Origin of the sequence: Caulobacter sp. Root1472 (assembly GCF_001426985.1) — a bacterium.
Classification (GTDB): Bacteria; Pseudomonadota; Alphaproteobacteria; order Caulobacterales; family Caulobacteraceae; genus Caulobacter; species Caulobacter rhizosphaerae.
In genome coordinates this window covers 400539-414334 of the sequence record NZ_LMFX01000001.1, presented here as the reverse complement: position 1 = coordinate 414334, position 13796 = coordinate 400539, and the positions used below count along the sequence as shown (strand labels likewise).

Sequence of the window (13796 nt, the reverse complement as noted above, 5' to 3'; positions counted from 1 at the left end):
GGATGCGCTAGCGGGATAGGTCGCTGGGCCTGGGGACTCCACCCTGGACTAGGCAGGTAATGACGTAGACCGGCGAGCCCGCCGTCTGCACCGGGACGATCTGGATCCCGTCCTCCACCGGAAAAGGCGTGGCGTTCTTGGGCGTCGCCTCTAGGACACAGAGGATCGAGACCAGACGATTGGTGCCTACCGCGTAGGTCGCGGCCTGGGAGGCGAACTGCCTGCAATCATCCAACGACAGCGCGCGCTTTCGCTCCGACTTCAGCTCGATCCGCACGCCGCGGAAGGACAGGTCGGTGCGGCCGCCCCCGGCCTGGGCCTGCTCCTCCAGCTCCGAACCGATATATTTCGAAGCTCTGAGCCATTTGCGGACATCCGCCTGGAATTGGGCCTCGGGGATCGGCGCGGGATAGAGCGCGTCTTGGACGGTCTGGCCCATGAGATTGCCCAGGACGACCAGGATTTGAAGTACGTCGGCGATTTCCTGCTCGGGGATGCGGGGCTCTCGCCGCAACTGGTCACGGATTTCGAGCAGCTTGCGGTCTACGCCGTAGTAGCCGGTGATCGGGCTTTGCTTCGGATCCGTTCCATCCAAGCGAAGCACACGCTGCCCGGCGACCACCACGGGCTGTTCGCTGTCCAAGGGGCTGAACTCGGCGGCGTACATGAACTCGTAGGGGCGAGCGGCCAAGGCTTGTGGCGTATGCAGCACCATCCGCCCGGTCTCGCTGAAGAAGTACGGTGGCGCGCCGGCAGGTTTTTCGAACTCGAAGATCGGCAACTCGAACGTGCGGCTCGGCTCGACCGAAACGGGGCTCAACTGAATGCGATCGGCCCCGTCGGGCCAGCGTGAGACCTTCACCGCCAGATGCAGGTCATGGGTTTGTTGCGGCGCCAGCCAGTGGATATGGCTTGCCGCCTTGCCGTCGATCGCGAACTCCAGGAAGGCCACGGCAAGCTCTTCGGGCCGAGCCTCATCGGCCGGTCGATCATGCCTTGCCCAGTCGGGAAGCTGGGGTTCGGGATCGGCGATGATCGCCACCGGCATGGGGATCTTGGCCAGGGCGCTTCTGATCGCGCCGCTATCGGGATCCGCCGTCTGGATCGGCGCCAGGCACGCCAGCACAGCCGCTTCGAACACCGTCTGCCCGGCCTCGGTAGCCAGGCGTTCCAACCGCTTTCGCGCCGCGCGCAAATAGCGATCGGCGTCCTGCTCGGCCGCCAGGACGGCCCACCGCCAGGTTTCGAGCAAAACCACGCACTCGATCGCCTCGGCGAACGTGGCCCACAGGCGCGCGGCCGGAGCCCGTCCGAACAGCTGAGCCGCGCTTTGCACCGCACCGGCCGCGCTCTTGAGCCGCTCCGTGTCGGAGCTCTTGGACGTAGCGTCGCGCAGGGCCGCAATGGCTTCAATCCGCGAAGGGTAGACCTGTTCGAGTATCGCGTTCACGGGTATCGGCCTTGTGCTGTTCCAAGCGTTCCACATTCGACCGCCAGGCGTTCGACAAAGCGGTCATCTCCTCGCTGTCGTCATTGGCCACCGCCGCCTCGAAGGCATGGGCGATCGACATGAACTGGCCGACCAGACGCAGGTGGAGGTTTCGGGTGATGTCGGGCACGGAGCTGACGCAGGCGTCGGCCAGACGCCGGGCCTGGGCGTCCGCGCCGGCCTGACTCAGGCGGTCAAGGATTTCGTAGGCGAACCAAGGCGTCTGGTCGAGCAGCGCCAGCGCCGCCTCCACGAAGTGATCAGCATGGACCCGCACGCCTTCGTCCGTGACCTGCCACAACAGGCGATGCCCCTCGTCATCCCGGTTGAGGTCCTCGCTGAAGAGGGGAAGGACGTGCAGGACCAGCAACGCAAATGTCTCATGCGACCCGAGCCGATGCGAAAGCGACAGCATGTGAGATCGCAGATAGAGCGGTTCGATCCCGAGCGCGGTGTCGATGAGGATCGTCTTGAGGCTCTGGGTCCGGCCTTCGAAGACATCCATCCAGCTGCATAGTCGCTCGACGCATGTGGCCAGGAAGTCGTCGTCCTGGCCGCCCCGATAGGCGTAGAGGACTTGCAGCACCGCGCGGGCGGCCTGCTCGCGATGGACCTGCGGCAAGCTGAAGCGATCCAGCGCGCGCACGGCCGCCTTGTGGACCATCACATATTGATCCGACAGCAGGACCGTGAAGGCCTCGAAGACGAGCGGCGGGATATTCTTGCGGCTTTCCCGCGGCATTTCCGCCAGCGCCGTGGCCGCGCAAGAGCGCACATAAACCGACGCGCCCACTAAGCCATAGTAGAGATGGGGCAGGAACTTCTTCAGCCCCTCGATGGACGCCGCCATGCCCGCCAGGGCGCCGAGCGCCTGGCCTCTAAGATGCTCTCGCTCTTGAGGGATCGCCTCGATCATCGCCACGACGCGATCCATCGAGCGCTCATCACGGCCCGCGACGCGCGCGGCCAGTTCAAGATAGCTGGACACCAGGGTCCGCAGAGCCCCACGCAGGTTCGCCCGTTGCATCGCCTGCAGCATGTTTTCGGCCTTGGCGGCCGGGTCGTTGTCCACCGCTTCCAGACGATCGTCCAGCAGGAGCGCCGCGCCCAGCAGCGCATCGGTCTCGTCGGCCGCCAGGCCCTCCAGACCGCGACCGTGATGTCCAAAGACATCTCGCGCGGCGCGCAGGACCTCTTCGCCGGCGTCCGTCGTGGGCGCCCAGAGCACACGGCTGAACGCGATCTTTTCCGCTGGGGTAGGCGGCACGCCCTGACCCTTGGCCTCACCGCGTCGAACCACCTGAGCGTAAAGCCCAACGATTCGGGCTTTGATCGTGGCGTCCGCGCCCAGCATGAACTTTTGCAGCAGCGCGTCGGTGTCCTGGGGCGCGCTGTTGAAGACCCCGCAGATGACCTCGCTTAGCCGCACCAGCCGCTCGTGGCGCTCGTCTAGATCATCGATCAGCCGGTGGGCCCGAACATAGGTCGACACCAGGGCCCGCGCGCTGGGGTTTGCGACATCCGCCTTGGCTGTTTGCAGCACCTTGAAGCCACGTCCCGCCAGCTCCACCCGATAGCGGCTTCGAGTGCTTAGCTGATCCTCAAGCCCCTTGATCACTTGGCTTGGAAATGCCTGCCACAGACCTAGCAGAAGGTGGGGCTTGACCGCCGCGCGGCGACCAAAATAGTCCGACGGATCAGGATTGGCGCGATCGACGATAGTGGTGAGCACCCTTGCGATCTGACTGGGATCGATATGCTCCATGTGCTGGATCAGGATGTCGGCGGCGGCGTCGTAGTCGGCGTCCAGGGCATGGAGCGCCAGGTTCGCCAGCCGCGCCGGATCGCCGGCGACCTTGCCGAGCATGCCCAAGGCCGCGGGCCGAAACCAGCTCTCGGCTTCGCCCAGTTCGAAGACATAGTCGATCAGGGCTGGCGGAAAATGCTCGGGCGCCAGATCGGCGCTTTGGGTCAGGCGTTCGAGATTTTCGACGGAACGATCGCGGTCGAAGGCGTCGATGTCCTCCAGGATGGCCGCACTGATCGTCGGCAAGGCCGCGCTCAGCGCCTGACGCCGCCGCCGCCGCTGCTCCAGGGCCGCCTTGAGCTTTGCGTCTTCCTCCAGCCTTTGCCTTTCAGCCTCGGCGCGTCTTTGGTCGCGCTCCCTGACAAGCTTGGAAAGATCGGGAAAGCCGACGGGCTTGCGCTTGTCGCAGGTCGAGCAATAGCGATCGTAAAAATCGAGCGCGGCGTCGGCGAGGTCACAACAGTGCAAGCCTGAGCGGCCGGCATGGTCGCAGTCCAGCCCCATATGCCCGATGGGATCGCCGGTCATCTGCTCGATCATGCCCAAGCCGCCGAACCGATCCAGACGGGCGTGAGCGCACCAGTTGTTGATGAGCGCCAGGGTCTGGCTGTTGCGACGCCCCTGCGCGGCGGCCTCCTCATACTCCCTTTCGTGCATGGCTACGCCTCCCAACCGCCCCTGGACGGGCGCCGCGGACAAGACCAGGTCCCGGCATTTTCGACGAGAGCACTCCGAAGCGTCAAACTCGGTCGTGCAACCCTCGCGGCACAAGAGCCTTGATCATCACGGCTGCAGACGGACGTGGAACAGCGCATGTCCGACCAAGGCCACGGCGAAGGCCAACACCGCTTCATTCAAGTCCTGGCCTGCCCGTTCACGCCCAAAGCTGGCATCAGGCGGACTTCGCGAAAGGCTTCGGTTTGCTGTAGGGCCGCACTGCGCCGATCGCCCATGTCGATCAGGCAGTCGAGAAGACGCAGGAACTTCTGGCTCAAAGCCGCCGACAACACCGGCTCGCGATCAACCAGATGCTGAACCATGCCGGCGATGCGGGCCTGGATCATCGTCCCGCGCCACCCCGCCAGGGTGTCGGGGTCTTGGAGGATAGGGAGCCAAAGGTCGGCGAAGGTCTCTGCGGGGAAGACCGCCTTGGCCCGCTCGCAAAGCGTCAGGAACGGTCCAGCGATCGACGCCGCCCAACCGGCATCACGCACGAAGTTCTGGACCAGGGGCAGGATGAGGGCGATGTCGGTCCAATCGTCGTTGGCGAAACGGACTGCTCCCGAAGCCTTGGGTTCGATGAACATCAAGGCACGGACCAATCGGCCCTGCCCGTTTCGCAGCTCGCCGGCAGAGTAGCCCCCGCGCTTGAAGACATAGTGCGACAGCAGACTGTCCAGGCACGGCTGGAGGAGCTCCAGGAACCGAGGCGGCGGTTTGGGTGCGTCCAGGACATTGGCCGCCAGATAGAGTTCGACGAACGGCCCCAGCAGCCACTGACGTGGCTCATCGGGCAGGGCCAGGATCGGATCGAGGAACCGCGCCCTTGCCGCTTCGACTTCCAGAGCCCCGCATGCGCGGCCGGCGATCTTGGCGATCGTGTCGATCCATTCGTAGAGAGAGCCGCGCGAGGGGTTACGCCTGAGCTGACCCTCGACTTCCTGCGGCGTCAGCCGGTCGATGGTCCAACCCAACAAGGCCTCGACAAGGTCCATGAACGGCGCCCGTGCGTCGCTGATCAGCACCTTGGCGACCGGGATTTTCTCGAGCATCTGGGCGGCGAGTTTTCCGTACCAGGACACCTGCGAGCCGTTCCAGGCGGGGCTGTCGACCGTTACGTCCTGGACAAACAGTAGGCCGCGACGCGCCGGTTGGGCGACCGGCACCGGGACAGGCGCTCGACGGCTCTCGGGCAGGGGCGGCGACGGCCACGGCGCGTCGCCGGCATAGGCGGCGAGAGCCCGGGCCAGCGCATCGGCGCGCTCCTGGTCGGACTGGATCGGGTCCGAGGGGCCTCGGGCCACGCGGCGAAAGTTGCATAGGCCAAGGCCCAGGCCCAGGGCGCACCATCCCAGGCGGGGATCCTGGTCCCATAGGTCGAAGGCCGCCGCGATGGCGCCCAGGGACACGGCTTGAAGGGGATGGGCGACAAGGCCCAGCAGCAGGCGGCGTGCGATCTCGTCCTGCGGATCGGCCCGTAAAATCTCAGCCAGGCCTTGGGCGGCATAGCCGCCCGCATGCCAGGACATCATCGCCGTGGGGCTCCACATCAGGCCGCGATGCTCGGGCGCGCTGGCGGCGCGCTCAAGAACCGCACGCGCCCAGGTTCGCGCCGCATCGGCCTGGGCCGGCGCCAGACGTATCAGCACCGCCGCTAGGCTGGTCACCGCGCCGGGCGCCGCATCCGGAACCTCGTCGTTGCCAGGCGGATCGATGAACAGGCCGGGGTGGTCGAGCTCCCGAGCCGCGCCCAAGACCTCCTCGACCTGCGCCGGCGTTAACGCCTGTCCCGCCGCCAGCGCCTTGTCGGCCCACTGCAGCACATGGTGGGTCAGGGTGAACCGTCGACGCTCGGCCACCTGTTGGGGTGTTTCCTCCGGCGCGGTTTGTGGCCCATAGATCGCAACGCCCTCCGGAGCTTCCGGATCAGGTCCGCGCCGGTATCGGCTTAGGTCGCCCCAGGCGGCGTTGGCGAGCGCCTGGCGCTTGGCTTCGGCCCGCGCCTGGTCATGATTGCGCTCCTCTTCCAGCTCGAACGGCGGATCATCGGCAAAAGCGCTGATCGCTTGGCGCGTCCGCGCCGCCAGATCCTGGTCGGCGCTCAGGACGAAGCTGGCGGCCAGATGGCGAATTTCCCGTTGGCGCGAGACGCCTTTCCTGGCGGCTTGCAACGCTTGGATATGGGCTTCGTCGCCGGCTTCGAAGCCGATCAGGTAAGCGTTGCTGCCTGTCATATCGGCCACCAATCTCTGGCGGTCGGAATCCCAAAGCCGTTGGGTCGTGACGATGGGCCAGATCGCGAGCGGTGGCTCCGGCGCGTGATGAGCGACGGCCAGAGCCACGCCCAGAACCGCGACGCAGTCGTTATCGGCCAGGATCTCGGCGATGATCGCGTCGGCCGCGCGGCCCTTGTCCACCTCGCCGATCGCCCAGGCGTCCAGCGCCGCGTAGGCAGAATCCAACGGCGGCGGGGCCATGCCGCCGCGATGCCAAGCATAGATGCGCGGTCCGCCCCAAAACCGCTGGGTTCCCCAGGCGAAGGTGATGTCGATCGGGATCGGCGTGCCGGGATGCTCCCGGTCCAAACGATACAGTTGACGCCAGGCGGTCATGGCATGGCGGCTCAGATCCGCGACCAGGCGCAGCGCCTCCTCGGGCGCGTGCCGAAAGAGCGAATGGAACGGCTCACGCAGGGGCGAAGCTGGAAAATAGCCCAGCTGATCGCCGTCGATGGCCAGGGCGCGCCAGTCGTGGTCGCTGACAGCATCCACCCCGAAGCTGTGGAACATCCCTTCAGCGGCCAGCTGCTCATGCTGCGTGCGCTGCGCCTCGGGAATGGCCCGCGCCGCGTCCCGCCGTGCGATCCCAGCGCGAAACGCCGCGTCTTCGCGCGCGGCGGCGTGTTGCGGCAATTCGCCTTTCAAGCGTGCCAGCGTCACATCCACCAACGCGTGGGCGTGGCCCTTGGCGAGGGTCGGCGCAAAAGCGATGATGTCTTCGTAACGATGACTGTCTTGGCCCCGTGCGAGGTTCACACGCGCGAGATAGCCGGCGACCCTGTCGGGCGCAGCCACGGCGGAACGTAACAGCAGCGTCCGCAGGGCCTGAACAAGGTCGCGACGGGCCTGACCGTTCCAAGGCGAGGCCATGGCCGCCTCAGACGGCTTCTGATCCTGGAACGCCTCGATCTCGCCGAGCCATCGGTCGACCTCGCCCAGCAAGGCGTCGGAGATCGGATTGGCGAGCCCGGCCAAGAGGTTTTGCCAGACCTCGAAGATCGCCACGACATCCCCGACCAGGGGCTTGGGCAAGACTTCTGCGCAGGCGACCAGGAACCGGATCAAGCGCGCCCAGGACGCGGGGTCCGACGGCCAGCCCAAGAGGTCGGCCAGACGCGCGCGTTCGATGGGGTCGTTCTCGCCGCTCGCCAGCCGACCGTCCAGGATCTGGGGGTGGGGCGTCGTCTTCTCGGCCTGGAACCAGACCAGGGCGCGCTTGAGCCACCGAGCGTCGTCGGCCAAGACCGTCTGGGCATAGCGCACCGCAAGCGCGTCGAACCGCGGTGTCAGGAGCGGCCCCAGCAGCCAGGCGCGCGTCCATTGCGAACGCATGCCTTCCTGCTCCAGCCGCGCCAGATCGCCGGCCCAGTCCTCGTCATCGACGAATCGGCGTTGCGCCAGGAGCTCCACGACCCGGCCGATGGCGGGCGGCTCTCCCGCCGCCCTGACGGCCAAGGGCCAGTTGGCCTCGTGGTCGATCAGGACATGCAGCAAGGACCATTCGAAGAAGATGTCGTGGGTGAAACGCACGGCGTGACCGTGGGTGGTGGCGGCCAGCAGGCCGTCAGCCTCTAGAGGCGAGATCTGATCGATCGTTTCGGCGCCAAGACCGCGCAGCATGATCGGCGCGCTGAGCTGGGAGAGCTTGGTCTGGCTGAGCGCGATCAGGGCGCGCTGACGGCGCAGCGCATCCCCGCCCTCGGCGTCGAACCCGCCGCGCCGCCACCAATAATCGATCAGGTCGCTTTCGGACGCCAGACCGGTCGCTGTTCCGTCAAGGCCCCCGACGCCTTGCGCCAGCACCTTGGCGAAGAACGGACGCCGGGCGATCTCGCGGACCGCGTCGGCGCCGAAGAGCAACGGCTGCAAGTGCGGTCGCAAGGCCGCCAGGGCGCTGGCCTCCTCGTGGTCGAGGTTATCGATGGCGACATCCCCCACGCCGTCGGCCGCCAGGCCCGAGGGCATCCAGGTGCGGACTGGTTCGACGCCGCTGTCGCGCAGACTGGTGACGACCCGCCAATGGGCGAAATCCGGATCCTCTGCGATCAACCTCAGGACCGCTTCGACGATCGGGCGCTGGTCGCGCTCGACCCGGTCGGCGCCGTCGAGAAAGAAGATCGCTGTTCCCGTCGCGGCGATCTCCGCCAGCAGCTCGCGCAGGGGCGCCTTGAGCCCCACCGCGCTGGCGAAGGCCGTCCAGCTGCGGTGCTCCAGCATGTCGGCCTTGAGAAACAGCACCGGCCCGTTACGGCGCGCGGCCTCGACCTGCCGACGCAAGACCACCGACTTGCCGCTGCCCGGCAAGCCGCGCAGACGCACCAGGCGATGCCCCTGAAGGGCCTGGTCGATCTTCTCTGAAAACCTTGGTCGCTCGAGCTTGGCGGCCTGGACGTCGTCCTGGATCGTGGCCAAGCTATCCTCGACCAGCTGTGCCAACGTTTGAAGATCGCCGCGCAGATGGCCGATCGGCACCAGGCGCACGAGGCCGGCGACCTCCCCCAGCAGGGCCGCCCGATCGAAAACCCGGCTCACCGCGCCGCCTGCGCGCGCTAGGGCGCCCAGCCGATTGAGCAACAGCGTCGCGGTCGCGACCGCGCCATCCTCCACCAAAGGCTGGAGCAGACTGACGATCGCGGCGGTGTCCACCGCCGCGGCATGGCCAAAGTCGAAGCGGATGAGCACGAAGTGGAGGAGGAAGCGGTGGAGCTCTTCTGGCGTCGACACCGTCCCCCGTTCGCGGTCAAGCACCGTGGCGATCACGCGCCAGGCGGCCTTCACGCCGGCGCTCGCCGCACCGGCTGGCCCGACATAGCCTGCGAAGGCCTGCGGATCGATCTGCCCCCGCGCCAGATCCGTTAGCCGGACCATGTCTCGCAGCTTCTGAGCGGGCGCGTCGCCGACGGCGGCTCCGTAGCGATCCGCTCCGAGCCGAAAGTCGGCCTTCTGCAGCGTTGCCCAGCTATCCCGGACGATGTCGCGAAAATCCTGGTTACTCACCGCGTCCGACAAGGTCAGGGAGGATTTGACCTGCAGACTGAGGCGTGCGGCCGGCCCTTCGGCGCCGAAGTCGACGATCACGTCGTCGAGCGATTCCCCCAGCTCGCGCTGTTGCTGGGCGACCCGGACCACGGCCAGTCCCTCCACGCCCGGCGCGGGTCCCCGCGCGAGCAAGCCTGTCAGGTAGCGCGCGGTGACCGCGTCCTCGAAGGTGAAGCCGGCTCCCGCGGCCAGCTGGCTCGACTGCGACACGATTTGGACGTCCAATTTGCCGGCAGGAGGTCGTGCGAATCGCCGCCGCGCGCCGGGAGGTCGAAGTCTACGCCTTCGACGCGAGCGCGGCGGTTCCCAGCGGCAAATCTCCACAGTCAATTTCATCCGGAGCCGAGGTTTGTCCGTCGATCCCCCCGCCGCTGACCGGATTTCCGAGGATTTTCCTCCGCTCAGGCCTCACGAAACGGTCCAGAAGTTCCTGATCTCGACGACCGCGCCGCTGACGGATCGGTTCGTCTCGCTGGGGCTGATCGCCGACGAGGCCCATCCTGGTTTGCGACACACCGCCAGCTATGCGCGGCGCGGCGTGGCCGGCGGCCGCACGGCCATCACCCTGTCGTTCCGCGCAGAACGTCAAGCGGACCTGCCTAAGTTCATCATTCCCAACTACGAGCATGTCGCCGAGATGATGTGCGCCTATCTGGCGGTGCTCTACGGCAAGCGGTTCGACAATCACGGCGCCTTCGAGGGTGCGGGCCTGTTCTACCTGCCCGACCTACGCGCGATGGACGCGTTCGCCGATCCGAATCTGCCGACCAATCACGACAAGGCGCGCGCCGATTTTCCGGTGCCCTTGTCGCTCACCCAGATCGAGCGATTGTCGCGACTGCTGTTCTTCGACCCTGGGCGTTCACCCGCCGCGTCGGTGTTCCGCAACGCCGCCAAGTTCTATCTGCGGGCGCTGCAGACGGCGGAAGCCGACGTGGAGATGGCCTATCTGCATTTGATCACCTGCGGGGAAATCCTCTCCAGCGCCTCGGAGGTTTGCCCCGATCAGCTGCTGGACGCCCAGACCCGTCATATGCTGACCCGGATCGAGGCCGGCCTGCCCGATGGCGCGGCCGTGGCCAAGACGGTTCGAAGCAAGCTGCGATCTATCCGCCGGCGGTTCATCTGGACCTTCACCGAGCTGACCGACCCCGGCTTCTTCACCCGCGGCGAGAGCAAGGAACCGTGGGGTCGCTTACGGTCCGAGCGCTATCTGAAAACCTTGGCGGCCGCCTACGATCTTCGTAGCCGCTATGTCCACACCGGTCAGGGCTTTGGCGACTTGGTCCAGCCGCGCGGCGCTTACCTCACTGAAGTGCAGACGGGCAAGCCGATCGTCGACGACAAGGCCTTCGGCAAGATCCTCGCCGATGCGCCGACCTTCACCGGACTGGAGCGGATCGTGCGCTATGGCTTGCTGCGGTTCGCCCAGGCCCGCTTGGAGGTTGGGCTTGAGTTTCCCTCCGAGCCTGCGGATGTCGCCCAAGCACTGGCCGATCCGCCGCCTGTCTAGATTTGTCGCGCCAAGGCCCGCGCGCCGACCCAAGCCAGATGTTTCCGAGCTTCAGGGAACGGCTGGCCCGCAAGCACGACGACGACATGTCAACGCCGCCTTCCCCACCCGCGCGCTATCACCTCCAGGTAATTGCTATGAAGTAAGAGCGCGAAGCTCAGCTTGTTATAACTCCTGGAAGCAGACTGTTTCACCGGCAGAGAAGAGTCAGAAAGTGCCATAATCTGAATCGCGGCTTTTGGAGTCAGCCCGCTAGGGTTTTGGAGTCAGTCGCAAGTTTTTGAGTCAGCCGCAGCCCAGCTATTACTGGATATGCCAGTCGCGACTTTTGGAGTCAGTGACAAAAGCCGCCAACCCTTTTTGCTCATAAGTCACTGAATCCTTTTGCAAACGGAATTTGTGAAAGGATTCCGTGACGTATGGCCCATAGGGGAGAGCTCTTTCAGGATCTGTGCGTCAAACCGCGCGCTTACGATTTAAGTCTCGAGAATAGGAATATATTCCCACCCACCCTTGGAGTTCCGATTGCGGCTAGCTACAGCCGATCCTTGGTTGCTGCGCCATCGAGAGCCTGAGCGTATAATATACCTGCAGCCACCGTCCGGATCGTTAGCCCTGAATGGCTTTTCAAGACTTTTGGCTAAGGGACCGCATGCACCTCGACCAGCTCCGACGGCTCGACGCCGACCTGCTGCTCGCGCTCGACGCGCTGCTGACCGAGTCGAACGTCACGCGCGCCGCACAGCGCCTCGGCGTAGGCCAGTCCGCCATGTCCGCGCGGCTCGCCCGCCTGCGCGAGGTGTTCGAGGACCGGCTGTTCGTGCCTTCGCCAGACGGGCGGGGCGTACTCGCCACGCCGCGAGCGCTGGCCCTTCGGCCCGTTCTCGCCAAGGTGCTCGAGCTGATCGACGAAATGCTAGGGCCTGTGGTGGATTTCGAGCCGGCGACCACTCGCCGGACCTTCACGGTGGCGCTGCACGAGATCCCAGCCGTGATGCTTGCGCCCGATCTCGTTCCGCGGGTGGCGACGGCGGCGCCGTCCGCACGGCTTGTGTTTGTCTCGCCGCCCGATGCGGAACTGCTGGCCGAGCGGCTCGAATCCGGCGCGATCGACATCTGCATCGGTAACCGAGGGCTGGCGCAGACCGCCTGGCGGATGCGAACATTGTTCGAAGACCGGTTTCTGACCGCACAGCGCAAGGGGCATCCACGCGGTTGCGCCCCGCTCGACCTCGACGCGTTTTGCGCCGCCGAGCATCTGCTGGTCTCGGCGGATGGCGGAGGATTCTTCGGCCAGGTCGATGCGGCGCTCGCCGCCCTCGCCCGCGAACGCCGCGTGGCCTTGTCGATCCAGAACTACGCGCTGGCGGCGGCGCTTATCGGCTCCAGCGACTATCTGTGCACTTTGCCGAGCCGCTTCCTGCATCGGTTTGCCGACGCGCTGGATTTGTTCGAGCCGCCGATCGAGCTGGGCGCCGTGGAATTGGCCGCCTATTGGCACCCACGCAATCAGGACGACCCCGCGCATCGCTGGCTGCGCGACCAGATCTTCGCCGCGGCCACGGCTACCGGCCGCCGCTGACTGGCCGGTTTGCGAGCAGCCACACGGACACGGCCCAGGCTGAAATGTTCTGCTCGAGCGCGCCGCCGTCGACCTTGGCCAGCGTGTCGTTCGGCGTGTGATGGGTATCGAACAAGGCGCTCGCATCCTGGTCAAGGCGAAACAGAGGGACGCCGCTGTCGGCGAGCACGTTCGCGTCGGGCGTGCCGCTCTCAGGCGGTTCAGGGACGACATTCACCCCGATCGGAGCCAGCGCCGCGCGCAAATCCCGTTGGAGATCGCCATCTCCTGCGGGATACCGCAGGCGCAGCACCCGGCCCCCTCCCCAATCGCTTTCGCTCGCCAGGTCGAGGCGCGGCGCGTTCCGGTGCAGGCGAAGATAGGCCCGCGCCCCGGCGAAGTTCTTGACCGGATCGGCTTGCGACACCTCCTCGGCGCCGAAGAGGACCACCTTGATGGAACGCCGCGGCCGCTCGGGCAGGTCGCCGATACGCTTGGCCGCGGCGATCACCGCGGCCAAGCCGAAGCCATTGTCGACGGCGCCCGTCCCCTGCTCCCAGCTGTCGAGGTGCGCCGCGATCAACAGCGGGGGCGCCGCCGGATCGCGCCCTGGAACGGAGGCGACGACGTTTTGCGAGGTTCCCGGCCCGATCCAGCCCGCCGACGAATCCAGCCGCAAGGTGACAGTCCCCCGGGCGGCGAGGCGGCCGAGTTGCTCGGCGTCCGGCGGCGACAGGCTGAAGGCGGGAAACGGCCGCGGCAGAGGCGTCGTGGCGCCGCTGCTCGCTACCCGGTTCTCGTGGGTCGCAAGCGAGCGCATCACGAATCCGACCGCGCCGCGCCGCATCGCCTCGCCCGGCCCCTCGCCACGGATCACGGCCATCCGCAGATAGCCGCTCCCGTCCTGCGTGCGCGGCAGCGGCTCCAGCACCGCCACGATGCGGCCCTGGACCGAAGCGGCGGGCGCGGCCAGGAAGTCGGCGTAGGACGCGAAGGACGCGACGGGCGCTTCGACCGGCGGCCCCGCTACCAGACCACCAAGCGGCGTGGCGACCAGCATCTGGGCGTGAGCGCCCGTGACGGAGACACTGGAGACGCCCGGCGACCAGCGCTCGATCGGGAAGGATTCCAGGCCGACGCCCTCGAACCCGAGCGCCTTCAGCTGGCCCGCGAGCCAAGCGGCGGCGGCGTGATCCGCGTCCGAACCCGCTGGCCGCGCGCCGAACCGGGTCACCAGCTCGCTCAGGATTCGATAGCCCAGCTCCTTGTCGCTAGGCGCCTCGGCAAGCGCCGCCGGCGCAGGCGTTGCGTCACGTGCGGCCGCGCTCGTCGCGACGGAGACCAGGGCCATGGCCGTCAGCGAGGCCGCTAAGAGCACCCGTCGCATG

At 66.6% G+C, this 13796-nt stretch carries 6 protein-coding genes; 2 read left to right on the top strand and 4 right to left on the bottom strand.

Annotation, left to right across the window (positions count from 1 at the left end):
- Positions 1 to 7: 7 nt before the first annotated feature.
- From ASD47_RS01640 to ASD47_RS01630, 3 genes are all read right to left on the bottom strand, one after another.
- The gene (locus ASD47_RS01640) at positions 8 to 1450 is read right to left on the bottom strand and encodes a hypothetical protein (RefSeq protein WP_056750619.1); all 1443 of its coding nucleotides are present in this window, start codon (positions 1448 to 1450) and stop codon (positions 8 to 10) included.
- Positions 1410 to 3953 (bottom strand): hypothetical protein, encoded by a 2544-nt coding sequence (locus tag ASD47_RS01635; RefSeq protein WP_056750618.1) that lies wholly within the window; start codon positions 3951 to 3953, stop codon positions 1410 to 1412. The genes ASD47_RS01640 and ASD47_RS01635 overlap by 41 nt, the downstream gene beginning before the upstream one ends.
- 197 nt (positions 3954 to 4150) lie before the next feature.
- The gene (locus ASD47_RS01630; protein ID WP_156402060.1) at positions 4151 to 9544 is read right to left on the bottom strand and encodes a hypothetical protein; all 5394 of its coding nucleotides are present in this window, start codon (positions 9542 to 9544) and stop codon (positions 4151 to 4153) included.
- Between ASD47_RS01630 and ASD47_RS01625 the strand changes: the two genes are divergently transcribed.
- Together ASD47_RS01625 and ASD47_RS01620 are read left to right on the top strand one after the other, a co-directional pair.
- On the top strand, positions 9486 to 10847 hold the full coding sequence (locus ASD47_RS01625; protein WP_156402059.1) for a HEPN domain-containing protein: 1362 nt from the start codon (positions 9486 to 9488) through the stop codon (positions 10845 to 10847). The two genes, ASD47_RS01630 and ASD47_RS01625, sit on opposite strands and share 59 nt — an antisense overlap.
- Positions 10848 to 11499: 652 nt before the next feature.
- A complete protein-coding gene (locus ASD47_RS01620; protein WP_082564408.1) occupies positions 11500 to 12429 on the top strand; it encodes a LysR family transcriptional regulator in 930 nt (309 codons plus the stop codon).
- Here the strand turns inward: ASD47_RS01620 and ASD47_RS01615 are convergent.
- On the bottom strand, positions 12413 to 13795 hold the full coding sequence (locus tag ASD47_RS01615; protein ID WP_056750611.1) for a M20/M25/M40 family metallo-hydrolase: 1383 nt from the start codon (positions 13793 to 13795) through the stop codon (positions 12413 to 12415). The genes ASD47_RS01620 and ASD47_RS01615 overlap by 17 nt on opposite strands.
- Position 13796 lies beyond the last annotated feature (1 nt).

Excerpts from the sequence above, each read along its gene's own strand:
- ASD47_RS01635 (WP_056750618.1), bottom strand. The coding sequence starts at position 3,953 with ATGCACGAAAGGGAGTATGAGGAGGCCGCCGCGCAGGGGCGTCGCAAC.
- ASD47_RS01620 (WP_082564408.1), top strand. The coding sequence starts at position 11,500 with ATGCACCTCGACCAGCTCCGACGGCTCGACGCCGACCTGCTGCTCGCG.
- ASD47_RS01615 (WP_056750611.1), bottom strand. The coding sequence starts at position 13,795 with ATGCGACGGGTGCTCTTAGCGGCCTCGCTGACGGCCATGGCCCTGGTC.